This window comes from Flavobacterium undicola (assembly GCF_009909155.2).
GTDB lineage: Bacteria > Bacteroidota > Bacteroidia > Flavobacteriales > Flavobacteriaceae > Flavobacterium > Flavobacterium undicola.
The window spans coordinates 65,214-88,567 of the sequence record NZ_JAAAPM020000017.1 but is presented as its reverse complement, the minus strand read 5'-3'; the positions used below and the strand labels follow the sequence as shown (position 1 = coordinate 88,567).

The 23,354-nt window shown below is 33.6% G+C and carries 23 protein-coding genes, 3 tRNA genes and 1 riboswitch; of the genes, 10 read left to right on the top strand and 16 right to left on the bottom strand.

The features are described from left to right. Positions 1-477: 477 nt before the first annotated feature. The 5 genes from GTZ96_RS11355 to GTZ96_RS11335 all read right to left on the bottom strand — a co-directional run bounded on the left by GTZ96_RS11355 (position 478) and on the right by GTZ96_RS11335 (position 6,231). Positions 478-858: a cupin domain-containing protein gene (locus tag GTZ96_RS11355; RefSeq protein ID WP_161644051.1), complete on the bottom strand. Its 381-nt coding sequence runs from the start codon at positions 856-858 to the stop codon at positions 478-480. A gap of 619 nt (positions 859-1,477) precedes the next feature. Then, entirely contained in the window at positions 1,478-1,774 is a 297-nt protein-coding gene (locus GTZ96_RS11350) for a hypothetical protein (protein WP_161644050.1), read from the bottom strand. 347 nt (positions 1,775-2,121) lie between these two features. Beyond that, complete coding sequence (gene lpdA, locus GTZ96_RS11345) at positions 2,122-3,510, bottom strand: dihydrolipoyl dehydrogenase (protein WP_161644049.1); 1,389 nt, start codon at positions 3,508-3,510, stop codon at positions 2,122-2,124. Between the two features lie 540 nt (positions 3,511-4,050). Continuing rightward, a complete protein-coding gene (locus tag GTZ96_RS11340; RefSeq protein WP_161644048.1) occupies positions 4,051-5,082 on the bottom strand; it encodes an iron ABC transporter permease in 1,032 nt (343 codons plus the stop codon). A gap of 6 nt (positions 5,083-5,088) precedes the next feature. Next, positions 5,089-6,231, bottom strand: a complete 1,143-nt coding sequence (locus GTZ96_RS11335) for an ABC transporter substrate-binding protein (RefSeq protein WP_161644057.1) — start codon at positions 6,229-6,231, stop codon at positions 5,089-5,091. Between the two features lie 71 nt (positions 6,232-6,302). On the opposite strand from GTZ96_RS11335, the gene GTZ96_RS11330 reads away from it, so the two are divergent. From GTZ96_RS11330 to GTZ96_RS11305, 6 genes are all read left to right on the top strand, one after another. Continuing rightward, entirely contained in the window at positions 6,303-6,689 is a 387-nt protein-coding gene (locus tag GTZ96_RS11330; RefSeq protein WP_235972966.1) for a DUF5522 domain-containing protein, read from the top strand. Positions 6,690-6,806: 117 nt separating this feature from the next. Further along, positions 6,807-7,322: a bifunctional adenosylcobinamide kinase/adenosylcobinamide-phosphate guanylyltransferase gene (locus tag GTZ96_RS11325; RefSeq protein WP_161644047.1), complete on the top strand. Its 516-nt coding sequence runs from the start codon at positions 6,807-6,809 to the stop codon at positions 7,320-7,322. Positions 7,323-7,417: 95 nt separating this feature from the next. Continuing rightward, complete coding sequence (gene cobT / locus GTZ96_RS11320; RefSeq protein WP_161644046.1) at positions 7,418-9,094, top strand: nicotinate-nucleotide--dimethylbenzimidazole phosphoribosyltransferase; 1,677 nt, start codon at positions 7,418-7,420, stop codon at positions 9,092-9,094. Positions 9,095-9,143: 49 nt separating this feature from the next. Then, positions 9,144-9,956 carry an adenosylcobinamide-GDP ribazoletransferase gene (locus tag GTZ96_RS11315; RefSeq protein ID WP_161644045.1) on the top strand — a complete coding sequence of 271 codons (813 nt, stop codon included), beginning with the start codon at positions 9,144-9,146 and terminating at the stop codon, positions 9,954-9,956. Continuing rightward, on the top strand, positions 9,941-10,462 hold the full coding sequence (cobC, locus tag GTZ96_RS11310; protein WP_161644044.1) for an alpha-ribazole phosphatase: 522 nt from the start codon (positions 9,941-9,943) through the stop codon (positions 10,460-10,462). The genes GTZ96_RS11315 and cobC overlap by 16 nt, the downstream gene beginning before the upstream one ends. Before the next feature lie 98 nt (positions 10,463-10,560). Further along, positions 10,561-10,897, top strand: a riboswitch (cobalamin riboswitch). 96 nt (positions 10,898-10,993) lie between these two features. After that, positions 10,994-12,922: a TonB-dependent receptor plug domain-containing protein gene (locus GTZ96_RS11305; RefSeq protein WP_207720179.1), complete on the top strand. Its 1,929-nt coding sequence runs from the start codon at positions 10,994-10,996 to the stop codon at positions 12,920-12,922. Positions 12,923-12,975: 53 nt separating this feature from the next. Here the strand turns inward: GTZ96_RS11305 and GTZ96_RS11300 are convergent, their stop codons facing one another. Continuing rightward, entirely contained in the window at positions 12,976-14,412 is a 1,437-nt protein-coding gene (locus tag GTZ96_RS11300) for a S41 family peptidase (protein ID WP_161644043.1), read from the bottom strand. 206 nt (positions 14,413-14,618) lie between these two features. Here GTZ96_RS11300 and GTZ96_RS11295 point away from each other — a divergent pair, with 206 nt between their 5' ends. Beyond that, positions 14,619-15,143 carry a DUF4252 domain-containing protein gene (locus GTZ96_RS11295; RefSeq protein ID WP_161644042.1) on the top strand — a complete coding sequence of 175 codons (525 nt, stop codon included), beginning with the start codon at positions 14,619-14,621 and terminating at the stop codon, positions 15,141-15,143. A gap of 76 nt (positions 15,144-15,219) precedes the next feature. Here GTZ96_RS11295 and GTZ96_RS11290 read toward each other — a convergent pair whose 3' ends face one another. Continuing rightward, positions 15,220-15,720, bottom strand: a complete 501-nt coding sequence (locus GTZ96_RS11290; RefSeq protein WP_161644041.1) for a tetratricopeptide repeat protein — start codon at positions 15,718-15,720, stop codon at positions 15,220-15,222. Positions 15,721-15,942: 222 nt separating this feature from the next. On the opposite strand from GTZ96_RS11290, the gene GTZ96_RS11285 reads away from it, so the two are divergent. Continuing rightward, the gene (locus GTZ96_RS11285) at positions 15,943-16,602 is read left to right on the top strand and encodes a DUF3826 domain-containing protein (protein ID WP_161644040.1); all 660 of its coding nucleotides are present in this window, start codon (positions 15,943-15,945) and stop codon (positions 16,600-16,602) included. A 173-nt stretch (positions 16,603-16,775) separates the two neighbouring features. Here GTZ96_RS11285 and GTZ96_RS11280 read toward each other — a convergent pair whose 3' ends face one another. The 4 genes from GTZ96_RS11280 to GTZ96_RS11265 all read right to left on the bottom strand — a co-directional run bounded on the left by GTZ96_RS11280 (position 16,776) and on the right by GTZ96_RS11265 (position 18,177). Continuing rightward, entirely contained in the window at positions 16,776-17,573 is a 798-nt protein-coding gene (locus GTZ96_RS11280) for a hypothetical protein (RefSeq protein WP_161644039.1), read from the bottom strand. A 290-nt stretch (positions 17,574-17,863) separates the two neighbouring features. Continuing rightward, positions 17,864-17,946: transfer RNA gene (locus tag GTZ96_RS11275), tRNA-Leu, on the bottom strand. 43 nt (positions 17,947-17,989) lie between these two features. Further along, a tRNA-Lys gene (locus GTZ96_RS11270) sits at positions 17,990-18,062 on the bottom strand. A gap of 42 nt (positions 18,063-18,104) precedes the next feature. Next, positions 18,105-18,177 (bottom strand) — tRNA-Lys (locus GTZ96_RS11265). Positions 18,178-18,304: 127 nt separating this feature from the next. Between GTZ96_RS11265 and GTZ96_RS11260 the strand changes: the two genes are divergently transcribed. Further along, positions 18,305-18,823, top strand: a complete 519-nt coding sequence (locus tag GTZ96_RS11260; RefSeq protein ID WP_161644038.1) for a shikimate kinase — start codon at positions 18,305-18,307, stop codon at positions 18,821-18,823. Here GTZ96_RS11260 and GTZ96_RS11255 read toward each other — a convergent pair. Together GTZ96_RS11255 and GTZ96_RS11250 are read right to left on the bottom strand one after the other, a co-directional pair. Then, a complete protein-coding gene (locus GTZ96_RS11255; RefSeq protein ID WP_161644037.1) occupies positions 18,815-19,315 on the bottom strand; it encodes a phosphoribosyltransferase family protein in 501 nt (166 codons plus the stop codon). The two genes, GTZ96_RS11260 and GTZ96_RS11255, sit on opposite strands and share 9 nt — an antisense overlap. A 131-nt stretch (positions 19,316-19,446) precedes the next feature. Continuing rightward, positions 19,447-19,863: an RNA-binding S4 domain-containing protein gene (locus GTZ96_RS11250; protein ID WP_161644036.1), complete on the bottom strand. Its 417-nt coding sequence runs from the start codon at positions 19,861-19,863 to the stop codon at positions 19,447-19,449. Between the two features lie 78 nt (positions 19,864-19,941). Here GTZ96_RS11250 and GTZ96_RS11245 point away from each other — a divergent pair, with 78 nt between their 5' ends. Continuing rightward, positions 19,942-20,928, top strand: a complete 987-nt coding sequence (locus tag GTZ96_RS11245; RefSeq protein ID WP_161644035.1) for an FKBP-type peptidyl-prolyl cis-trans isomerase — start codon at positions 19,942-19,944, stop codon at positions 20,926-20,928. Positions 20,929-21,009: 81 nt separating this feature from the next. On the opposite strand, the gene GTZ96_RS11240 is transcribed toward GTZ96_RS11245, so the two are convergent. The 3 genes from GTZ96_RS11240 to GTZ96_RS11230 form a co-directional block, all read right to left on the bottom strand. Continuing rightward, the gene (locus tag GTZ96_RS11240) at positions 21,010-21,660 is read right to left on the bottom strand and encodes an alpha/beta hydrolase (RefSeq protein ID WP_161644034.1); all 651 of its coding nucleotides are present in this window, start codon (positions 21,658-21,660) and stop codon (positions 21,010-21,012) included. A 95-nt stretch (positions 21,661-21,755) separates the two neighbouring features. Continuing rightward, positions 21,756-22,082 carry a hypothetical protein gene (locus GTZ96_RS11235; protein WP_161644033.1) on the bottom strand — a complete coding sequence of 109 codons (327 nt, stop codon included), beginning with the start codon at positions 22,080-22,082 and terminating at the stop codon, positions 21,756-21,758. Between the two features lie 3 nt (positions 22,083-22,085). Then, positions 22,086-23,339 (bottom strand): dihydroorotase, encoded by a 1,254-nt coding sequence (locus tag GTZ96_RS11230; protein WP_161644032.1) that lies wholly within the window; start codon positions 23,337-23,339, stop codon positions 22,086-22,088. Positions 23,340-23,354 lie beyond the last annotated feature (15 nt).

The window sequence follows — 23,354 nt, the reverse complement described above, 5'->3', positions numbered from 1 at the left end:
ATAAGCTTTGCAAGCTTCATCATTTGGCAATTCTTTTATAAAGTTTAGTATGCTTTGTCCTTCAAATACTTCCATAACGACTGTTTTTAAAGACATAAAAATACAGAAACTAAATGACTAACTCAAATAATTTATTTGTCATTTTTGAGTTTTTTTAGGTTTCTGTCGCTTGTAAACTAGTATACAATTTGTATTACAAAATCATAAAAAGTCACTAGATTTTGGGTAGATAGGTGTGATAACTATCATACTTTATATAATCCCAAATATATTTATTTTTTCTTACAAATCATTTAGAATTTCAATAGCAATAGAAATATCAAAAATCAATTTTAAAAATAGAATTCAATCGAGAACTTGTTGTTGTAGATACACACCATAAAAAAATCCGAGTTGTTTGTCAATCGGATTTTAGAGTATTTTCTGTAGTGATGTATCGCTGTCAAAAAGGAATGGTTTTATCCAGAAAATACGAGTTTACTTTTTTGCTGGTTTCATTTCGGTTACAATCAATTTTAGGGTTGTCATACCGGTGTTTTTTGCCATGTGGGTTACCGCAGGCATATAGATGGCAGTGCCGGCTTTGATGTCCATAGCCATGGATTTTTTGCCTTTTTCGGTAATTTCAATTTTTCCTCCTGCCACAACATAAACAGTGTGGTTAGGATGGCTGTGCATGGCTGCGGTTGCACCCGGAGCAAAAACTACTTCCATCACTCTTACTTTGTCATTTTCTAATAACACTTTTTTATAGACGTTGTGGGCCGCTTTCATTGGGTCTTGCGCATACAAACTGGCACTCTGAAAAGTGAATATTCCAAAGAGTAAAGCCATTGCTATCATTTTAATTGTTTTCATCTTGTTTCAATTTTAAATTTTAGACTAATTTAATTTGCCCTACTCCTTAAAGCTCTAGTCTGGGCTTTCTTTTTGGGGTAGTAGATGTTATTGTATGTAATTGATATGCTCAGGAGGCAATAAAGAAAAATCATTGGTGTAGATTGTTCTCTTTGTCCGTTTTTATGAAATAGAAAGAGTTTTGGGGTTGTCTGTATTTCATAATTGTTGTGTACTGACATTTAGGAATTTTGAAGTACACGGCGCTGTTCCTTTTTGCATATCTAATTTACGAAATATTCGGTTTGAAAATATAAGTAAGCTCTTGTTTTTTTATGTTTAAGGTTTTGGTTTTGAGTGTTTTTTGGTGTGTGTTTTATTTTTTGGAATCAAAATAATAAGCATAAAAAAATCCGATTGCTTTTACAACAATCGGATTTATATATAATCTGAAATCTTTATTCTAAAGTTTGAAATCTATAAGTGGGCACATCATCTTTTAGTCACAATTTTTATTTGGGAGAAAATAGTTGTTTAATTTAAGAAAGGGTTTTGCTTTTTAATTGGTTTTATAATCGTGGGATTTTTTGTTTCTGGCTTCCATTTGCTAGTGTTTGGTTTTAACCAGAACAGAATTAAATTAATGATGTTCTGCTAATATGTGGCTATATACATAATGTACCGGCATTACTGTAGGTGCTTTTTTAGGTATGTTGTTTTTTTCAAGTATTGGCATAAGTATTTCGCCAAAATTTTTGAAATCTTCTTCGGATTCCCATTCATCGACAACCATCCAGCCATCTGAAGTTGGAGCGCCAATATGGTATAACAACCCATAAGGGTTAGAATGACCTTTTGCACGTAAATCGTCCCATACGCGGTCGTATTCTTTTGATGTCATACCGGGAAAATTGAATAAAATCATTACATTTTTCATCGTATAAATAATTTTTGTTACTAAATTTTGAATACTGTATTTCTTGTATTCGTTTTGAATAATACAGTATATTATAGAAGTTTAAAATAGATGCTCTTTTGAATAGAATGAGCTACAATAATTTGTTTATATAACCTATGTGCTTAAACGGCAAAACCCTTTTTTAGTGAATAGCTGTTACCAGTGAGTTTTGGGTGTACTAAGTTACGAAAAAATGCAGTTAATTGTTTGATTTTTAGTGTTGTAGTTGTGTTTTTGACGCAAAAAATCCGTCCCGATAGCTCGGGACGGATTTTGTATATAATCTGAAATCTTTATTCTATCCCGATAGCTATCGGGACTGAAATCTATAAGTGAATTACCTCACCGTAAGCATCAGCAACTGCTTCCATAACTGCCTCACTCATTGTTGGGTGTGGGTGGATGGATTTTAGGATTTCGTGACCTGTAGTTTCCAGTTTACGAGCTACAACTGCCTCAGCAATCATATCAGTAACACCAGCACCAATCATGTGACATCCTAACCATTCGCCGTATTTAGCATCGAAGATTACTTTTACAAATCCGTCTGGAGTTCCAGCTGCTTTTGCTTTTCCTGAAGCTGAGAATGGGAATTTACCAATTTTTAATTCGTATCCTTTTTCTTTAGCTTGTTTTTCAGTCAAACCTACAGAAGCAATTTCCGGAGTAGCATAAGTACAACCTGGTACGTTTCCGTAATCGATAGGCTCTACGTGCAATCCTTTGATTTTCTCCACACAGTTGATTCCTTCAGCAGAAGCTACGTGAGCCAAAGCTTGTCCCGGAGTTACGTCACCAATAGCGTAGTAACCCGGGATATTTGTTGCGTTGTAAGCGTTTACTAAGATTTTATCTCTGTCCGTAGCGATTCCTACTTCTTCTAAACCAATGTTCTCGATGTTAGTTTTGATTCCAACAGCAGATAATAAAATATCAGCTTCTAAAACTTCTTCTCCTTTAGCCGTTTTAACAAATGCTTTAACTCCTTTTCCAGAAGTATCAATTCTTTCTACAGAAGAATTTGTCATAACCGTGATTCCAGCTTTTTTCAAAGATTTTTCAAATTGTTTCGAAATATCCTCATCTTCAACAGGAACTACATTTGGCATAAATTCTACGATGGTAACTTCAGTTCCCATAGAGTTGTAGAAGTGAGCAAACTCAACTCCAATTGCTCCAGAACCGACGATAATCATCTTTTTTGGTTGTGTTGGCAAAGTCATTGCCTGACGATAACCAATTACTTTTACACCATCTTGTGGTAAGTTTGGCAACTCACGAGAACGAGCACCAGTAGCAATAATAATATGATCAGCACTGTATTCAGTAACTTTTCCGTCTTTATCAGTAACGTCTAATTTTTTACCTGGTTTTAATTTTCCAAAACCATTAATAACGTCAATTTTGTTTTTCTTCATCAGGAAAGTAACTCCTTTGCTCATTCCTTCAGCAACCGAACGGCTACGTTGAACTACAGCTGAGAAATCTTTGTCAAACTCAGAAACCGTCAATCCGTAATCGGAAGCGTGTTTTAGATAATCAAAAACTTGAGCCGATTTAAGTAAGGCTTTTGTTGGGATACAACCCCAGTTCAAACAAACCCCGCCTAAGTTTTCTTTTTCAACTACGGCTACTTTAAAGCCTAATTGTGATGCTCTAATGGCAGTTACATATCCGCCAGGACCACTTCCTAAAACAATAACGTCGTATTTCATTTCTATGTATTTATTTATTTTTTATTGGTGAAATGCAATGAGCAAGCTCATGTCATTTTTTCTGATTTATTTTTTAAGTTGTAAAAATGAAATTTGCTAATAATGCGCCTTTCATTTTATATGAATTTCTAATGTTAATTTAAGACTGCGAATTTAATGATTTATTCTGTTTTTGAAACTCACAAAAGCACAAAATATTAACAGAATGCGGTTTATAAAGGTTGATTTTTCAAAATCTAACAAAATACCCTCTGTTTCTTATATATTTTTAGGAATCCATCAATGCTGTTTTTTCTATTCGTTTCGAATATAATTGGTAGTTTTTTCGGAGTTTTAATGTCCTTAGCTTTCGCAATCGAGTGTCAAATGTTTGAAGAATACGTAAAAAGAAAATCTGTTTGATCCGCCGCGGCGGAGAGTTATTTTCTTTTAGTATTCGAAAACTAATTTGACCGACGAGGAAGTGTTAGACTTGATTTTTTTGTTTCTTTTTTGATCAAGCAAAAAAGAAAATCACAATTATTATATACTAAAGCTATATTACCCCACCATTTTCTGTTTTCTTAGCAATAACCAAATCACTATTGGTGCACCAAAAATAGACGTTACCGCATTGATAGGCAACGTAATTTCGCCACCGGGAACCTGCGAAATGGTATCGCAAATCAGCATGATAATGGCTCCAAAAAGCAGGGTGCCCCAAAATAAAATAGTATGATTGCTGGTTTGGAAAACCAATTTAGCAATATGAGGAACTGCCAATCCAATAAAGGCTATAGGCCCTGCAAAAGCAGTAATACTTCCAGCTAAAATACTGGTCGCAAATAGGATAATCAATCTTGCTTTTTTATAATTCAAACCCAGGCTTCGGGCGTAATTTTCTCCAAGGAGCAGTGCATTCAAAGGTTTGATACTGGCTAAACTCAATAGCATTCCCGTTAACACACAAACAGATAAAATCAAGATGGAAGTCCAGGAAAGATTCCCTAAATTTCCTAAAGACCAAAAAGTGAATTTTTGCAATTGTTCGGCTGTACTAAAATAACTTAGCGTTCCTACAATTGCTGTACTAAAACTACCAAACATTAATCCAACAATCAGGATGCTCATGGTGTCCCGCAAGCGAACAGAAACAAATAAAACAGCTAATAATACTAAAGAACTGCCTATGGTTGAGGCCAAGACAATTCCGTATGAAGAAAGCGCTATCTCTTGTAAAAACGGAGGAAGTAAAGCCGCTCCTAAAATTACAAAAGCGACTCCCAAACTCGCTCCTGAACTCAATCCTAAAACATAAGGTCCGGCCAATGGATTTCTAAATAAAGTTTGCATCAACAAGCCACTAATTGAAAGTCCGATTCCAACTAAAACTACCGTAATTGCCTTGGGTAATCGATAATTGATAATGATATATTCCCAAGTTGATTTGCTGGCATATCCGCCACTTAAACTCTGATAAATTTCTTTAAAAGGAATCGTTATCGAACCTAAACTGATGTTTGTGAAAAACAAAAAAAGCAGTCCTGCTACAAGGTAGAAAAATAGAATTGTATTTCGTTTTTGGTTTTTCAATTTGGGTTAGTTTAGTTTTTGTGCAAAGGTAAAATTATAATTAGCTAATAATTCAGGATGAAAAATTTTGATATAATCTTTCAAAACTAAATCAGGTCGGCTAGGGGCTAATTCATAATAAATAGTTCCTCCCGTTGCACCTAATTTGCTTTCAAAAGTATACACATTTTTAGCAGCAAAAGCATCAAATTGTTCATAATGCGGATTGCTGTCTCCTAATTCTTTTGCGTTTTTAAAAGAACCTGTGGCAATCCAAACCTTTGCAGTTTTTGCTTTGTCTAATATTTTTTCGAATGATAATCCCAGACTTCCGCTACCTTCCACATTCGCCCATAAATAATTGGATTTGGCATCTTTCATAAATTGGGCAACCCAGCTGTTTCCTTTGGCTACATACCATTGATTTTGGTACATAGAACCGTATAAAACAGTTTTTTCTGCTTTTTGATTGGCAACTAATTGCAAGGCTTGTTTGTAGTTTTTTACAATGTTGTCAAAAAGGATTTTACCTTCTTTTTCTTTGCAAAATAAAGCTGCATATAGTTTAATCCATTCGGCTTTTCCCAGAGGTGATTGCTCCATCCAATCGGCTTGAATAATTACATTTAAGCCACTTTTTTCCAAGTTGGCAATCATCGGATTGTTGTTGTCAATGCCAAAAGTTACGATGGCTTCGGGAGCTAAATCAATTAGCTTTTCCATGTTTAAGCGTTCGTTTTGCCCCACATTTTTTACGATTCCGGCATCAATCAGTTTTCGGGTTTTTGCAGAAGAAACATAATCGGTATGAGGAAATGCTAGTAAAGATTTTTCTACTTTGAGCATTTCTAAAAATGGAATGTTGGTCGTTGAAGTCACTACTATAGATTGTAAAGGAACGGATAGTTGGGTATACTTTTGTAAACTATCAGGAACTTCGGCGTTTTTTTCTTTTAAGATATAAGTGAAATCTTTATTGGCTTCAGGCCAGGGATTTAAGACTCTAACAATCGAATAACCTTCGTATTTATTGATGGAAAGATTAGTCGAATATTCAATTTCGTTTTTTTGAATAGTTGTTGAAGATGTATTTGATTTTTCGTTCTTTTTGCAAGCAACAAAGCTTAAAAGTAGAAAAAGAAACAGGGTTTTATTACAAAAAGAATTCATCATTATATTTTATATGGAAGCAAAGGTATAGCAAATGGAGAAAAATAGTGTTTATTTTTTAGGATAAAAAAATGAACAAATACTATCTTTACCTCATGAATGCTATAAAAGTAAAACACTGCTCCAGTTGTGGAATCGCCTTTGATTGCGGCGATATTTCTCAGGAAAAGAAATGTTGGTGCAATGATTTTCCACCTATTTTTACTCTTTCGGAAGGGGCAGATTGTCTTTGTCCTGATTGTTTTAAGAATAGTTGTTCGATAAAAATTGAAGAATATGTAGCTAGCATTTCTCCTGAAACGGCGCTGGAAAATAAAGCGAAGGATTTGCCTAAAATGGACAATTTAATTGAAGGAATCGATTATTATTTGGAAGATGGAAATTATGTTTTCAAAGCTTGGTTTCATCTAAAAAGAGGTTCTTGTTGTGGTAATGGTTGTCGTCATTGTCCGTATTAAAAAAGTTATGAGTTATGGGGAATGAATTATTAGGAAGAGGAGAGTTTAATATATGTAAAAATACAATTAGAAATTTAGATATATAATCAACAATTTATACTTTAAAAATATTTTAAAATGATCTATTTCATAACAGGAGGAGAGCGCTCAGGAAAGAGCAGTTATGCCGAAAATATTGCCAAAGAATTATCGGCAAGACCCATGTATGTTGCTACAGCCCGAAAATGGGATGACGATTTCCAGAAGCGAATTGACCGTCATCAAAAAGATCGGGACGAACGTTGGATTAACATTGAAAAAGAAAAATTTTTAAGCGAAATTGATTTTTCAGGCCAGGTTGCTGTAATTGATTGCGTAACTTTATGGTTGACTAACTTTTATATTGATACAAAAAATGATGTCGAGTTGAGCTTGATTCAGGCTAAGGCGGAATTTGAAGCTGTGGCCAATCAGCCTAATGCGACAATCATTATTATTTCTAACGAAATAGGAATGGGCGTTCATGCCGAAACGCATATTGGCCGAAAGTTCACCGAATTGCAAGGTTGGATGAACCAATATTTAGCAAAAAAAGCGGATAAGGTGGTGTTGATGGTTTCTGGAATTCCGGTAACAATAAAAGGAGGATTATGAGGGAAATTCGATATCAATATCAATTGCAATAAGCAATATCAAAAAAAGAAATGCCATTGATTTTTGCCATTGAATAGACTTTTAATAAAAAAAACATGACCAATTTAGACGAAATAATTAAATCACGCCGAGATACCCGTCATTTTACCAATGATGCTGTTCCTGATGCCGTAATTGAAAAAGCACTGCAGGCTGGACATTGGGCGCCTTCTGTTGGTTTGACCGAAGCAACTCGATATTATCTTATTAAATCGGCTGAAATTAAAAAAGCAGTTAAGGATTTGTTTTTGGAATATGATAAGAAAGCTGCAGCTTGTACGGATGACGAATTGCAAAAAGTACAATATAAAAACTTAAAGCTCGAGGCAATTGAAGAAGCACCATTGGGATTAGTTATTTGTTACGACCGTTCTGTACTGAATCATTTTACTATCGGTACAGTGGGAAGCAACGAAGCGATTAAGTTCAGCGCAGTTTGTGCAGCTCAAAATATTTGGCTTTCGCTCACCGAACAAGGCTATTCTATGGGCTGGGTTTCGATTTTGAATTATTACCAATTCAAGAAAATATTAGGTTTACCGGAGCATGTAGAACCGCTGGGGTATTTTTGCGTAGGCAAACCTGCAACAAATTACGACAACCAACCGATGTTGCAACAACTGAATTGGAAACAAAAATCAGAAGTGCCTTTTGTTTCAGAAATTACCGAATTGCATTCAGCAGCAGAAAAACAAATTGAAACAAATACTATCCATCCCGATGCGACTGATTTTTTTCTAAAAAGTTTACAGCACAAAATAGACCAAAAGACAAAACCCATAGGTTCGTTAGGAGTTCTTGAAAAAATAGCGAAACAAATAGCAACCGTTTTTCAAACATTGGAGCCTAAAATAAATCAACCTCATATTGTAGTTTTTGCTGCCGATCATGGTATTGCACAGCACGGAGTGAGTGCTTATCCGCAGGATGTAACACGCCAAATGCTAACTAATTTTCTGGAAGGTGGAGCGGCAATAAATGTGTTTTGCAAACAAAATAAGATAGCACTTTCGGTGGTTGATGCGGGTGTGAATTACGATTTTCCATCTAATACAAGCTTGATTTCGGCTAAGATTGATAAAGGAACACATTCGTTTTTAAGTAGTCCTGCTATGAGCAAAACCCAAATGGAATTGTGTTTTACAAAAGGAAGCGAAATTGTAGCAACTATTGCTAAGCAAGGAAGTAATTGTATTGGTTTTGGCGAAATGGGTATTGGCAATACTGCTACAGCCTCGGTTTTAATGAGTGTACTTTGTAATTTTTCTATCGAAGATTGCGTAGGCAGAGGGACAGGAGTTAATGATGAAAAGTTGCAATTTAAGATTGATATTTTAAGAAAAGCGATTGAAAATTATCATGGAGAGAAGGATTTAGAGAGTTATTTGGTATATTTTGGAGGCTTTGAAATTTTGCAAATGGCGGGTGGGATGCTTGAGGCATACCAACAGAATATGATTTTTCTAGTGGATGGTTTTATTTGCAGTGTGGCTTTTTTGATTGCTTTCAAAAAAAATCCTGCGATAATTAATAACGCTATTTTCAGTCATCAATCGGCTGAAAAAGCACATAAAAAGCTATTGGATTATCTTGGAGTTTCGGCTGTTTTACAATTAGATTTACGCTTGGGCGAAGGAACGGGTTGTGCGCTGGTGTTTCCAATAATAGAATCGGCTGTGGCTTTTTTAAACGATATGGCTAGTTTTGAAAGTGCCGGGGTGAGTGAGAAATAGAAGTTAGAGGTGGGAAGTTAGAAGTAGATTAAAAATATTTATAAAAAAAATGAAAAAAGAACTCCATATATTTTTTACAGCATTACTATTTTATACCCGAATTCCTTGCCCTAAAAATATCAATCATCATCCAGATTACTTAAACAAAGCTTCGCGCTATTTTCCGCTAATTGGTTGGATTGTAGGCGGAATCAGTTTTGTCGTTTTTTATTTCTCAGCTTTGGTTTTTTCAAATGAAATAGCTGTTATACTTTCGATGATTGCCAGTATTCTGGTTACCGGAGCTTTTCATGAAGATGGTTTTGCCGATGTTTGTGATGGTTTTGGAGGCGGATGGACTAAAGAAAAGATTCTTCTAATTATGAAAGACAGTGCCATTGGAGCTTATGGAGCGATTGGTTTAGTATTGCTTTTTTTATTAAAGTTTCAGAGTTTGGTTCAATTAACTAATACTACTCAAATACCAGATTTTGGTTTCGGAATTTATAATGTAAATATTGGAATTTTACTTCTTTTTATAACCGCTCATTCTTTAAGCCGATTAGCTGCAATATCTATTGTTTTTACCCACGAATATTCAAGAGAAGATGCAACCAGCAAAAGCAAGCCTATTGCTCAAAATTATACTTGGAAAGAAGTATTTGGCGCTTTCTTTTTTGGATTGTTACCGCTTTTAGTATTGGCTGTTTTTTGCTGGCAAATACTGTTCACTTTTATCTCCGTTTTCTTATTCCGATTTTTTCTGGCTCGTTATTTCCAAAAATGGATAGGCGGCTATACCGGGGATTGTCTTGGTGCAACACAGCAAGTATGTGAAGTAGTTTTTTATCTGTCAAGTTTTGCTTTATGGAAGTTTATTTAGTTCGACATACCGAAACGGTTTGCGAAAAAGGCATTTGTTACGGACAAACCGATGTGACTTTGAAAGAACCTTATCTGGAACAATTTGAATCGATAAAAAGTCAAATACCAACTGAAGCTGTTGTTTTTTCGAGTCCGTTATCCCGTTGTACGCTTTTGGCAAATTATTTGTCATCATCAATTAGTACCGATCCTCGTTTGATGGAAATGAATTTTGGCGATTGGGAAATGAAAAATTGGGACGCTATTCCCGAAGCCGATTCTATACCTTGGATGACCGATTTTGTAAATGTAGCCGTTCCTAATGGCGAATCTTTCGTTGCTTTACATCATCGTGTAACTGATTTTTTGGAGACACTACTTTCAGAAAATAATTCGAAAAAAATAGTAATTGTTACCCATGCCGGAGTAATCAGAAGTATTTTGTGTACCAATTCAAATTTGCCGTTGAAAGATGCTTTTACAAATAAAGTAGATTTTGGAGCTGTTCTAAAAATAGAATTATAAATTGAATTAAAATTATTTATTTTGTTGGTTATTAGGTTTTTATAGATGCTGAATCAAATATCTGTATAAAGTTGATTTTTTTAGCTGAATTAAGTTTTATCTTTGCCATTGTATTGAGGTTGCTGTTTTTTTATTCGAAAAATAGCATTAAAAGGGAATCAAGTGATTGATGAATGATGATTAACGAATTTAGATTACAGATTTATATCTGCAATCTAAAATCTGCAATCACTAATCAAAAATCTTGAGCTGTACCCGCAACTGTAAGCTATCAAGCTTGTTGTTATCTACAAAACCACTGTTTCGAAGTGAGAAAGTAGAAGTTAGAGGTTAGAAGTAAATACTTCTCATTTCTTTCTTCCAGCCTCTAACTTCAAATGGGAAGGTCAACAACAAGACGCAAGCCAGGAGACCTGCCTAATACATCGAGTATCAAACTTTCGGGAAAAAAGGTTTGGGTATGGGTTATTCTATGCTTTTCTCCCATTTATTAGTTATGTAACAGAAAAACTGTTATTAAATGTTTTTAAAATGAACAAAAAAAACGTTCGTATTAGTGCGTTATTCGTGTTAATAAGTGCTTGTGCTTTTGCGCAAAAAAAAGGAGTTGTACTTCCTGTAACCAACGAGTTGAAGGAAGTGGTTGTTACAGATTCTAAATTTGCATTGCCTAAAGAGAAATCAGGAAAGGTGATTGTGAAAATTACGGCTGATGATTTGAAAAAAAGACCAGGACAATCAGTAGCTGAAGTTTTGAGTACCGTGGCAGGTGTTGAAATTAATGGAAATCAGAGTCGAAACGGAAAAGATTTAGGGGTTTTTATCAGAGGTGGGCGAGGGCATCAGGTTTTGATTTTGATTGATGGTGTTCCTGTTACTGATGCTTCAGGAATTAGTTTGTCTTATGATTTGCGTTTACTTTCAGTTCAACAAGTAGAAAGTATAGAGGTAATGAAAGGTGCTGCCAGTACGCTTTACGGTTCAGGAGCAGCAACTGGAGTGATCAATATTACTTTGAAAAAAGCTGCAAAGAATGCTATTTCGGGAAACGTTTATATGAACGTAGGCACACAAACTGATGCTAAAGACAAAGATTATTCTGCTCAGGATTTTAATCAAGGGTTTTCATTTAATGGAAAATCGGAGAAGTTCAATTATTTTGCCTCTTTGAATAGTACTGAAACTACAGGGATTTCAGAAGCCAAACCAGCTTTGGATACTGAAACTTTTGAGGATGATGGTTTTTCCAGAGTGAATTCGATTGTAAAGTTTGGTTTTACGCCAAATAAAAAATTATCATTGGATTTCTTTGCTAGTTACGATAGAATGAGAAGTCAGTTTGATGATAGTGCTTTTACTGATGAGACAAGAAATAATCTTCTTTCAGTACAGTACAGATTGGGATTTTCTCCAAAATTCAAATACAATAAAGGAGAATTGGTCTTAAATGCTGCAGCAAGTAAAATTGATCGTAATTATGAGATTTTTTCTTCCTGGACAAACAGTGTAGATAAATCTTTGTATCAAGCGAGAAATATAAATGCCGATTTGTTTAATAAATACAAGATAATTCCAGAATTATTTATGGTTACTGGAGGTCAATTTCAGTTTTTTGAAATGGTTAATTTGACACCTTTTGGAGATATTCAAAATGAATTGGCTAAGTTTAGTATTATTGATCCATACGCAACAGTAGTTTACAATTCAGATTTTGGATTGAATATCAACACAGGAGCACGATTGAATATTCATAGTAAATACGGAAGCAATTTTGTTTTTAATATTAATCCATCGTATTCATTTTCTGAAATTCCTTTGAAATTAGTGACTTCATATAGTACTGCTTACATAACGCCTAGTTTGTTTCAATTGTACTCCCCTTATGGAAAATTAGATTTAACACCTGAAAAAAATAGTACAATAGAAGCAGGTTTTGAATTGGCTTTATTGGATAAAAAAATAAATTTAAATTCGGTTGCTTTCTATAGACAAGAACAAAATTCTATTGGATTTGTATCTAGTAGTTATGATAATATCGAAGGAAAGTATAATGCAAAAGGTGTTGAAACCATGCTTTCTTATACTTTGTCAGATAAATTAAAGTTGAGCGGAAATTATACTTTTACTCAAGTTGAGGAAGCTTTGAGTAGATTAATTCCAAAACATAAAGCGAATGCTGCTGTTGAATACCAGCCAACAGCTAGAACTTTTTTCAATGTAAGCTATCAATATGTTGATAAAAGAGGTGATGTTTATTATGACGGAGTAATTTTTACTAGCGTCCCAGTTGCTCTAGGTTCTTATCAATTGCTTAATGCAACAGCTAAATATGAACTAATAAAAAATAAAATGACTGTTTTTGCAAATGCTACTAATATCTTAAATAAAGATTTTGTAGAAGCTGCAGGATATTATGCTAAAGGTAGAAACTTCAAATTAGGTTTGAATATCAATTTATAATATTGAATTTTAGGGTAGCAAAAAGGCTTTCAGTGATGAAAGCCTTTTTTGTGTTATTCAAAATACATTTGATTTTGTCCTCTTAGTGTTTTAGAATCGTTGAGGTATTCAAAATCAGTTGTTGGTTTTTCGGGTACTATAAATTTAGCAGTTCCAGTAATTTTTCCAATTGCTGTACTTAATAAAGGTTCGCTGGGATCTCCAAGGACACCTAATGTTTTTATCCTTTCAGATAATTTATAATCAGGAATTAAGCCATCCAAATAATCACCAAAGCCTACAGCATTTACCGAATGAGCAACTATAGGTTGCATAGCATAGCGATGGGATGGATTTCTATTGGTTTTAGTAAGAGTAGGAGAGTCGTAAAGTGTAACCGAAGCGACGTTTTTTCCATAGGTTGCATCGCCTATTTGAACCACATTGATATAAGGATCGAGACCATTAATGATGAGTTCACTTGCTGAAGCTGTACTTTTTGTAGTTAAAACATAAACAGTGGTGAGATTTAAACTGCTAAGACTTGTGCCATCGATAGTACTTGTGAAAAGGTACTTTTGGTTGAGGTAGGATTTTCTGTTATTATAAGCCAATTCGCTAAAAACTTGTCCGTTAAATTGTCCAGAAATCATACTGGCTAATCGGGTTGCCGTAAGTACAGAGCCTCCGCCATTGTATCTTAAATCTAAAACTAAATCGGTTATCCCTTCGGATTTAAAATAAGCAAAGGCATCATTGAGTTGCGAATCATAACTTGGGTAAAAACCATTGTACATTAGATAACCAATTTTGTGTGCCCCACTATTGATGACTTTTTTAATAAAAATAGGATTTTCAGCTAAACTTGTTTTGGTTAAAGCCAGATTTTTACCATTAGGAGTGATTACAGGATTGTTATTAGTATCATAAGTAAGGTTGGCAAAATTTAAAGTGTAGTTTTCATCAGCACTAAATAATAAATTCGAATAATTAGATAGATTTAAAGGAGTTCCATTCACTGCATAAAATACTTCGCCACGTTTAATATCTTTTGTTGCTGCGTCTGAGTTTGGAATAATATAACGCACATAACCAATAACTTGGTCACTTCCAGAAGAAACAAGACTTAAGCCAAATTCAACGCCGTTATTTTTGGTTGTTCCTCCTAATTGTTGTTCCAATGTGAGGTAATCACTAACAATCCAGCTGAATTTATCGACAACATTTGTATCATATAAACTAGGAGGTCGGTTGAGTAAATTCTCAAATAAATCTTCTGGGGAAGAATAGCTTTCTAAAAAGTTTTCATATTCGGCGTTTGAGGCAAATCGTTTGTCGGCTAAATCAGGAACATCTTCTTGCCATAAGTACATTTGGTTTAGTCCTCTCCATATAAATTTTTGAACATCAAGGCTGGTTGGTTCGGGCAGCGTATCATCCTGGTCTTGACAACTTTGCAAGAACAAAAGTGGGAATAATAGAAGTAGTAAGTATTGATAGGGACTTTTCATATTTTAGAAACAATTATAGCTATTAACGTAAAAATACTATCTTTAGTTTTATTATCGATTTTTTGGAATGAATAATTTTTCTCTTTCTGCATAAACCATACAATTTTGTCGTTATAGGGGTAAAACAACGGTTAAAAAAAATTGGCATAGAAATGGTAAGTATAATTATAAATATAAGAGTATAGTTTTAATATAAAAATATGAAAATGAAAAAGATACTAATCACATTGGTACTTGCATTTGCTTCGGTTCCATTTTACGGACAAAAGGTTTTTGACCAATTTGATGGTCGGGAAGAAATTGTTTCGGTAATCGTAAACAAAAAAATGTTTGAATTAATGAGTAAAGTAAAAGTAGATCCTTCTGATAAAGAAACGCAGCAGTATTTGAAATTAATTCAAAATTTAGATGATTTAAAAGTTTTTTCAACGACTAACAGAACAGCTGCTAAGAATATGAAAGATGTAGCTGATAGCTATATTAAATTAGCTGATTTAGAAGAATTGAAAAAAGTAAATGTTCAAGGAAAGCAAGTGACGATAGACGTAAAACGCACCGGAAACAATCAGCTGAAAGAGTTTTTGATGTTTATTGATGATGATGCTAATGGTATTAATCGTTCGGTTTTAATGTCGTTAACCGGAGTTTTTAGTTTAAACGATATTTCTATTTTAACGGATAAAATGCAAATTCCTGGCGGAACGGAACTTAAGAAACTAACTCAAAAGTAGGTTTGTTAAAACATAAAAAAAAGCTGTTTCAAATTTTGAAGCAGCTTTTTTAGTTTCTAAAATGTTTTCTAATCTTTTATTTGCAAAATGTTTTCAAGTTTTTAGCAGCACTTTGGCTTCCAAGTTCTAACGCTTTGGAAAAATCTGCACAAGCACTTTTTTTATCGTTTAGGTGAATATAAGTTAGTCCTCTTAAATTATAAGTTATATTATCACGTGTATTGTTTTTTATGGCTATATCGCAGTCTTTTAGAGCGGCTTTGTAATCTTTAAGTTTGTAATAAATGTTTGCTCTTGTGACATAAGCATAGGTATTGTCGTCATGTATTTCTAAGGCTTTATTGGCATCTACCAATGCTCCGGTTAAATCATTTTGTTTGATCTTTTCCAAACCTCTGTTTAAGTAAGCTTCTCCAAAAGCAGGTTTCATTTTTATGGCTTTTCCGTAGTCTAGTATAGCTGCTTGGCTATTTCCTGCATTTGATTTTTTCATTGCTTGGTCAAAATAGTCTTCGGCAGTTTGACTCCAACCAAATGCAGATAATAAAAGAAAAGTAAATAAGAGTAGTTTTTTCATAAGTAGATTTGTTTAAATTGAATTATTTATGGGGTTGATAAAAATAAGCAATTGAAAATTGTTTTGATTACTAATTGGTGAATTTTAATTATAATAAATTTGAAACGAATGTATTAATGGCTTGTTTTTTGATTATAAACGGAAATTACATTTAAATCGTATTTTAATACCTAATTACTATTGCTATCAAAAGATTGGTAGCTAAACCTAAGATTGAATTTTATGAAAACAAAAAACATTAAAGTATTATTGCTTATTGGATTCTTGGCTTTAAACGCAGCAGTTCATGCACAAACTGCTGCTGCTTCTGATGATGTAGCAAAAGCCAATGAGTGGATTAGCTCTTTAACATTAAATGATAGTTCAAAAGAAAACAGATTAGTTCAAGTGGTTGCAACGCATCTGTCTTCAATAAAAGATTGGCATAATAGTCATTCTGTTTCAATAGTACCGGCTGGAATCAATCCTTTAGATGGAAAACCAATTTCGGATCTTCATAGACAAATTATTGCCGATTCGGCTATTCCTTCAACTGTGCATCAAGATTTAATGAGTGGATTAAGGAAAGATTTAAGCGAAGAACAAGTCGCTTTAATTTTGGATAAATATACCATTGGAAAAGTAGCTTTTACGATGAAGGGCTATCAAGCGATTGTTCCCGAAATGACGGCTGCCGAAACTACTGAGATTCAGAAATTATTAGAAAAAGCACGGGAACAAGCAGTAGATTTTAAAAGTATGAAAGAGATATCGGCTATTTTTGAAATTTATAAAACCCAAGCCGAACAATATTTGAATACTCATGGTCGCAACTGGCGTCAGATGTACGCTGATTATACTAAAAAAATTAAGGCTGAAAAAGCAGCTAAAAAACAAGAGTAGTTGTTGTTTCAAAATATAAAAGGTCTTTAATCACTGAATTAAAGACCTTTTTTTATGTTGTAATGCAATTATTTTATTTTTAGAATTGACTTTGATATATGTTAAGTGTAATATAAAGTGTTTAATTATTTATGCTGTTCATATAATAATTGCACAAATAGTTAAAAAACAATTTAATTAGGCCATTCTAATTCGAGAATGAATTCTAAATTATTTTGTGGATAACTTAGTGTGATAGAGTTTGGTTTTGTTTGTATATATGAAGCTAAGGAAAATTGTATTTCAGGAGGACTCATTGTTAAATCTTGAGCGACAGGGTAATTATCAATATCTGCTAAGCCAAAATTGAATGTATTGTTTGGATTAAGATATAAATTTAATTTTGATAAGTCCCAAGTCAAATTACCTTGGTTTTCCTTTACTTCAGATTTATACCAAAGTTTCTGATTTAATTTATTTTCAAATGGACTAGTAAAGTTAAGTTTAGTGATGCTGAAACAAACATCAGCTAAACGATTTGGATCGGAATTACTGTATTCAGGGTCCCAAGAAGTATTCATTCTATAGAAAGATGTTATTTTTAAGCTAACTATTTTTGCACAATTTCCTTTGATTACATTAAAAGTAATTGATTTTATATCGCTTTTTGTGTTGTCGTCTTTAACGCCTTGAAAATAAAGTGTTTTTTCACCTATATCTACAAATCTATAGTTTAAAATGGTAGAATTGCCAAAACCGCTTCCCGGGTATACAAAAGAAGAAGTTGTGAAGTTGTCAGCAGATAAACCAAGTCCCTTTAAGTTCTCAGAGCCTATAATATTAACTGTAAAATTTTGATCAACTGTGACGGTATTGTCATTTGTTGTTGTACTAATAAATAAGGGAGTTGATGTTTCTGTAACTTTTTCCTCTGTATCTGAATTACATGAAATAATAAAGACTGAAATTAAAATTAAACTAATTTTTTTCATTAAGGTGTACTTTGTGTTTTAAACTTATAGTATGTTATAGGTGTTTTATAAAGTGTAAAACTAGTTAAAATAAGTAAGAAAATATTTTTAAATATTGAAATTAACAATTTGGTAATAGAAAGGGAATTAAAGCATTCTATTGTGGTTTTTTTGGGAAACATTTTTAAAGAGTTTAAGTCTTAAATTTGAGTCTATTTAGAAAAAGTTTTTAAAATAAATTAGCCGACATTTAGTTGATAATGATGAATTATTAACTAAATGTCGGCTAAAATCTTTATGAGCTTTTAAAGTGACCACGGTGGGATTTGAACCCACACGCCCTTACGAGCACCACCCCCTCAAGATGGCAAGTCTACCGTTTCTCCACGTGGCCTAAAAGTAAAAAAGGTTAAGTAAAATATTTACTTAACCTTTTGTGACCCGACTGGGGCTCGAACCCAGGACCCCATCATTAAAAGTGATGTGCTCTACCAACTGAGCTATCGAGTCGAATGCATCAGAGAACGTTTTTCAAGTGAATCACTTAATTTGTGACCCGACTGGGGCTCGAACCCAGGACCCCATCATTAAAAGTGATGTGCTCTACCAACTGAGCTATCGAGTCTTGCATCGTTCCCTGATTGCGGGTGCAAATATAAGGCGTTTTTTTTATTATTTCCAAGCTATTTTATTATAAATTTGTCTTTTTTTAATAATAAATTTTAACACCTTAGTTTATAGGGTTTTATTCTATGAAGAAAATTATACTGTTAGGTTATATGGGTTGTGGAAAGTCAACTATTGCCAAAGAATTGTCAAAAAAGCTTGAAATTCCTTTTGTTGATTTGGACGAATTTATCGAAAAAAAGGTAAAAATGACCATCAAAATGATATTCGCTGAAAAAGGAGAAATCCATTTTAGGAAATTAGAACACGAATGTTTTGTAGAATTATTGAATTTTACCGAGCCTATTATAATTGGTTTGGGTGGAGGAACACCTTGTTATGCTAATAATCATGAATTATTAAAAAGAGAAGATGTCTTGTCTATTTACTTAAAAGCGTCTATTGAGACCTTGGCTGATAGATTGTCGTTAAATAAGAGCAATAGACCCCTTATCGCGAACAAGACTGATGTCGAGATGAAAGAGTTTATTGCTACTCATCTTTTTGAAAGAAGTTATTATTACAATCAAGCGCAACATGTCGTTACTGTAGATCAAAAAACGATAGAAGAGACTGTAGAGGATATTCTGTTGATTTTAGCTTAGCCAGGCATAGCTATTATTGTCTTGGTCAAATTCTACTCGAACATGTTCTAATAAAGAAGTAGAAAGAGAGATTCCTTTAAAATCAGCTTTTACAGGATATTTTTTATGATTGCGATCGACTAAGACCGCTGTTTTGAATTTTTTTAAGGGCACATCTAAAAAATGTCTTACTGCATAAATTAAGGTTGTGCCTGAATTCAATACATCATCGATAAGAATTAAGCCCTTGTTAGCATATTCTTCGGAAGGAATGGAAGTTTGTATGGCTAAATTTGGGTTTTGTTTGTCTATGTGTACCTCACATAATAAGACCTTTAAACCAGAGATAGTTTTTAATTCTTGAGCAATTTTTTCGGCAAATACATAACCGTTACTAGCAATTCCAGCAAGTACAACTTCTTCTTCGTCTATGAAGGTTTCATAGATTTGGTAAGCAATACGTTTTGTCTTGTGTTTAATTTCTTGGTTTGTTAGAATGATATTTTTGCTCATGATTTTTTTTTTACTAATGTACAAATTTAGGGTGCGAAGTTTCTATGTTGAAATCCCAAATTCCAAATTCGAAAGGGAATTTAAAATTTTAGTATTGAGGTTTGATTTTTAGTCTTTTGGAATTTTGATTTTTATCCCGAAACTTCGGGATTGGAATTTAAATCATCTTTATCATCATGATGGATTTCATTTCCAAATTCATCAATATCCCTACGGTCTTTTTTAGTTGGTCTTCCTGTTCCGTTTTTGCGATAGTGTTCTTTGGATAGTTTTAATAATTCCAAATGTTGGTACACTTCAGCAGGAGTATCGTTTCTTCGATAGATGTCAACTAATTTAGCACCTACACGATTCTCTGGAATGTCTAAGACGGTGATGATTTGAGTGATTTGGTCTTTTCTAAAAGTAATTTTGTCTGTAGGAAAAACTTCCTTGGATGGCTTAGCAACCATACCGTTTACGGTGATATGATTTTTTTTACAGGCTTCCGTCACCATATTTCGGGTTTTGTAATATCGGACACACCATAAATATTTATCTATTCGCATAAAATTTCTAAAATCAGAGTTAAATAGTTTACAAAAATAAATCAATATTGTATCTTGCGCACTTAAAATTCAGCTATAATGAACAAATTTAAGTATTATTTTATTTTAATAATTACATGCCTCTCTTTATTTTCATGTTCGAAAGATGATAATTCTATTGAAGCCGAACCTCTCAGAGATTTTCAAGAACAATTTACTACAGATAATACCACAATTGAAGAATATTTAAATTCGTATTATATAAATGTTACTAATGCACCTGGGCAACCAGAAGATCAGGACGTGGTGTTTACTAAAATTCCAACAGGAGGAAGTCAACCTTCTATAATGTCTTATTTGAATAGTAGTACTTTTCCAAAGTTGATTAAAAAGACTCTTAGGTTACACGAAATTGATTACGGAATTTATTATTTAGTTTTAAGAGAAGGAACAGGGGAAAAACCGTGTAATGTTGATGGTGTTTTGTCTTCATACAGAGGGCAGTATTTATATAAAACTACTGTTAGTGAAGTTACAACTTTAACATCAACACAATTTGAAGAAGTAAAATACCCTCAAACTTTTTTGAATTTATATGAAACTATCATGGGATGGAGTGAAGTTTTTCCTGAGTTTAGAACAGGAGATGCGCCTGTTTTAAATGCTGATGGAACAGTTACTTATAATAATTTTGGTGCAGGGGTAATGTTTTTGCCATCAGGATTAGGGTATTATAGTTCAGGAAGTGGTTCGATACCAAGTTATGCGCCTTTGGTATTTAGCTTTAAACTATACGCTATTAAAAGATCTGATTTAGATAATGACGGAATTCCTTCTTACCTTGAAGATCTTAATGGCGATAATTATATGAGAACATTTGCAACAGGTGTTGCTAATCCTGATGATTTTGATGGAGATGGAATCCCTAATTATATAGATATTGATGATGATGGAGATAGCTATCTTACCAGAAGTGAAATAACAGTTAATGGAGTTGTTACTCCTTTTGCATCTATTCCTGATTGTAGCGGAAACACCACTAATGCAAGTAGAATTAAAAAACATTTAGATAAAAACTGCCACTAAAAGCAGTGTTTGTTGGAATAAAAAATCCCGTCTCATTTTAAAACGAGACGGGATTTTTTGTGTAATTAATTTAAGGTAAAATTAATTTTGCTGTATTAACCAATTTTTGAAATCATTGAAAAGCTGAGGCGAAACTCCGTGACCAATAGGGTATTCTTTATAAACTGATTCTATTCCTAAATTAGCCAAAAAAGGTTTTGCTTTTCGTGCCCATTCTACCGGGATTACCTGATCTACTGTTCCGTGAGCAGCAAATACTTGCAAATTTGAAAAATTATTGTTTTTGTAATTTTCTTCAAATATAGGTTCGCTAATATAACCACTCAATGCAATGACTTTTTGAATTTTTTCAGGATGCGAAAGTGCAATGCTATAACTTAAAATCGCACCTTGGCTGAAGCCTAATAAAGAAATAGCATTTTTGTCAATAGGATAATTGGTAACTAATTCTTCAATAAATTGAGCGATTAAATCTCTTGATAATTTAGCCTGTTCATGGTCAGAAAATTTGTTTTCATTGGCATCAAAATTAATAGCATACCAGGCATAACTTCCGTATTGTAAGTCATAAGGAGCACGAGCAGAAATAACATAATATTCTTCTGGTAATTCGGAGGCAAACGAAAATAAATCAGCTTCATTGCTTCCGTAACCGTGTAATAATAGTAATAAAGGGTTTTTGTCTAATTTTATTTTGGGTTCTCTGATGAGGTATTCTAGGGATAGATTCATAATAAGTGTTCGGTGTTCAGTTTTTTAGTGTTCAGTTTTGGAATTTGATTCTACTTAGGACTGAGGTTGAAATTTGGAATTTATTTTTTGGAATTTTAAGAGATGCTTTTAAACCATTTTTGATATAAATTTCCAACAAGGGGCATAGGTTTTGTTTCGCCTTTTATAGCACTAAAAATACCATACGACCAAAGTACTGAAACGAAAATCCACATAGGAATTGATATCATCATACTGTCAAAATTACTGATGATTAAACCCAGCGAAATAAAAGTTAGGGTGATTCCTAAGCCTTGGCGGATATGAAAAGAGGCGTAAGAATTTTTGTCTTCGGCATTCATGGACATCGCAATAAAAACTCCAATTCCTAAAATATAACTGGTTATTGCGGCTGTTTTTCCTTCTTCGATTGTATTGTTCATGTTTTATGCTACTATTAATTGACCTTGATTTACAATTCCGTATGCTTTTCCTTTTGTTTCCATTCCTAAAAAAGCTGAGTTTTTAGATTTCGATAAAATAGCAGCTTTTGTAAAAGTGCTTACTCCTTCAGGATTGAATAAACTGAGGTTGGCTATAGCTCCTTCATTTAGTGGTAAATTTTCGATACCAAATACCGTTTTTCCGCTAGTTAATTTTTCGATTACTTTTTCTAAAGGCAATACGTTCATTAAAGCGCCAAAAGCACTTTCTAAACCAATAGTTCCGTTTTTTGCCATATCAAATTCCATTTTTTTATGTTCAATGTCCATTGGATTATGGTCAGTTGTAATCATGTCGATAGTGTTGTCCAGAATTCCGGCTAATAATGCTTGTCTGTCTTCTTCTGTTCTTAGAGGCGGAGTCACTTTATAGCGGGTATCAAAACTGTCTAATTTTTCGTCGGTCATTGTTAGATGATGAACCGTTACACTACAGCTTACATTCAATCCTTTGGCTTTAGCTTCTTTGATTAATGCTACTGATTTAGCTGTAGAAACTGTTGGGATATGTAATTTTCCATCGGTATATTCGAGTAAAAATAAATTTCGGGCTACTTGTAATTCTTCGGCAAGATTAGGAATTCCTTTCAGTCCTAAGCGGGTAGAAACTACTCCTTCGTTAACAACACCTTGTCCTTTTATGTTAGAATCCTGAGAATAAGCAATCACTAATCCGTTAAAGTCTTGAGTATATTGTAAAGCAATTTTCAGCAAATTGGCATTTTCAAAACTTTTATTATAATCACCAAAGGCAATCGCTCCGGCTTGTTTCATATCAAACAATTCAGCCATGTCTTTTCCTTCGGCATTCTTAGTTAAGGCACCAATAGGGAAAAGTGTTGTTGCGTGACCAATAGCTTTGGTTTTTACAAAATTAATTTGGGATTGATTGTCAATTATAGGAAAAGAATTGGGTTGTAAACCAATTCCGGTGAAACCACTTTTTGCAGCAACCAGTAATCCGTTTGCGATGGTTTCTCTGTCTTCAAAACCAGGTTCCCCTAGAGAAACGCTGCTGTCAAACCAACCTTGAGATACATGAAGATTATCTAGTTTTAGTTCTTCTGCCTGGTCTGGATTGGGTAAAGAAGCTCCAATTTTTTCAATTAATCCATCTACAATTAAAATATCTACCGTTTGATTGTGAAAAGAACTTTGAGGGTCGATAATTTTGGCGCTTCGGATAATTAGTTTCATATAAATAGAATGTTT

Coding starts and splice junctions, on each gene's coding strand:
- GTZ96_RS11355 (WP_161644051.1), bottom strand. CDS start 858: ATGAAAACAATTAAAATGATAGCAATGGCTTTACTCTTTGGAATATTC.
- GTZ96_RS11350 (WP_161644050.1), bottom strand. CDS start 1,774: ATGAAAAATGTAATGATTTTATTCAATTTTCCCGGTATGACATCAAAA.
- lpdA (WP_161644049.1), bottom strand. CDS start 3,510: ATGAAATACGACGTTATTGTTTTAGGAAGTGGTCCTGGCGGATATGTA.
- GTZ96_RS11335 (WP_161644057.1), bottom strand. CDS start 6,231: ATGAATTCTTTTTGTAATAAAACCCTGTTTCTTTTTCTACTTTTAAGC.
- GTZ96_RS11330 (WP_235972966.1), top strand. CDS start 6,303: ATGAACAAATACTATCTTTACCTCATGAATGCTATAAAAGTAAAACAC.
- GTZ96_RS11325 (WP_161644047.1), top strand. CDS start 6,807: ATGATCTATTTCATAACAGGAGGAGAGCGCTCAGGAAAGAGCAGTTAT.
- cobT (WP_161644046.1), top strand. CDS start 7,418: ATGACCAATTTAGACGAAATAATTAAATCACGCCGAGATACCCGTCAT.
- GTZ96_RS11315 (WP_161644045.1), top strand. CDS start 9,144: ATGAAAAAAGAACTCCATATATTTTTTACAGCATTACTATTTTATACC.
- cobC (WP_161644044.1), top strand. CDS start 9,941: ATGGAAGTTTATTTAGTTCGACATACCGAAACGGTTTGCGAAAAAGGC.
- GTZ96_RS11305 (WP_207720179.1), top strand. CDS start 10,994: ATGAACAAAAAAAACGTTCGTATTAGTGCGTTATTCGTGTTAATAAGT.
- GTZ96_RS11300 (WP_161644043.1), bottom strand. CDS start 14,412: ATGAAAAGTCCCTATCAATACTTACTACTTCTATTATTCCCACTTTTG.
- GTZ96_RS11295 (WP_161644042.1), top strand. CDS start 14,619: ATGAAAAAGATACTAATCACATTGGTACTTGCATTTGCTTCGGTTCCA.
- GTZ96_RS11290 (WP_161644041.1), bottom strand. CDS start 15,720: ATGAAAAAACTACTCTTATTTACTTTTCTTTTATTATCTGCATTTGGT.
- GTZ96_RS11285 (WP_161644040.1), top strand. CDS start 15,943: ATGAAAACAAAAAACATTAAAGTATTATTGCTTATTGGATTCTTGGCT.
- GTZ96_RS11280 (WP_161644039.1), bottom strand. CDS start 17,573: ATGAAAAAAATTAGTTTAATTTTAATTTCAGTCTTTATTATTTCATGT.
- GTZ96_RS11260 (WP_161644038.1), top strand. CDS start 18,305: ATGAAGAAAATTATACTGTTAGGTTATATGGGTTGTGGAAAGTCAACT.
- GTZ96_RS11255 (WP_161644037.1), bottom strand. CDS start 19,315: ATGAGCAAAAATATCATTCTAACAAACCAAGAAATTAAACACAAGACA.
- GTZ96_RS11250 (WP_161644036.1), bottom strand. CDS start 19,863: ATGCGAATAGATAAATATTTATGGTGTGTCCGATATTACAAAACCCGA.
- GTZ96_RS11245 (WP_161644035.1), top strand. CDS start 19,942: ATGAACAAATTTAAGTATTATTTTATTTTAATAATTACATGCCTCTCT.
- GTZ96_RS11240 (WP_161644034.1), bottom strand. CDS start 21,660: ATGAATCTATCCCTAGAATACCTCATCAGAGAACCCAAAATAAAATTA.
- GTZ96_RS11235 (WP_161644033.1), bottom strand. CDS start 22,082: ATGAACAATACAATCGAAGAAGGAAAAACAGCCGCAATAACCAGTTAT.
- GTZ96_RS11230 (WP_161644032.1), bottom strand. CDS start 23,339: ATGAAACTAATTATCCGAAGCGCCAAAATTATCGACCCTCAAAGTTCT.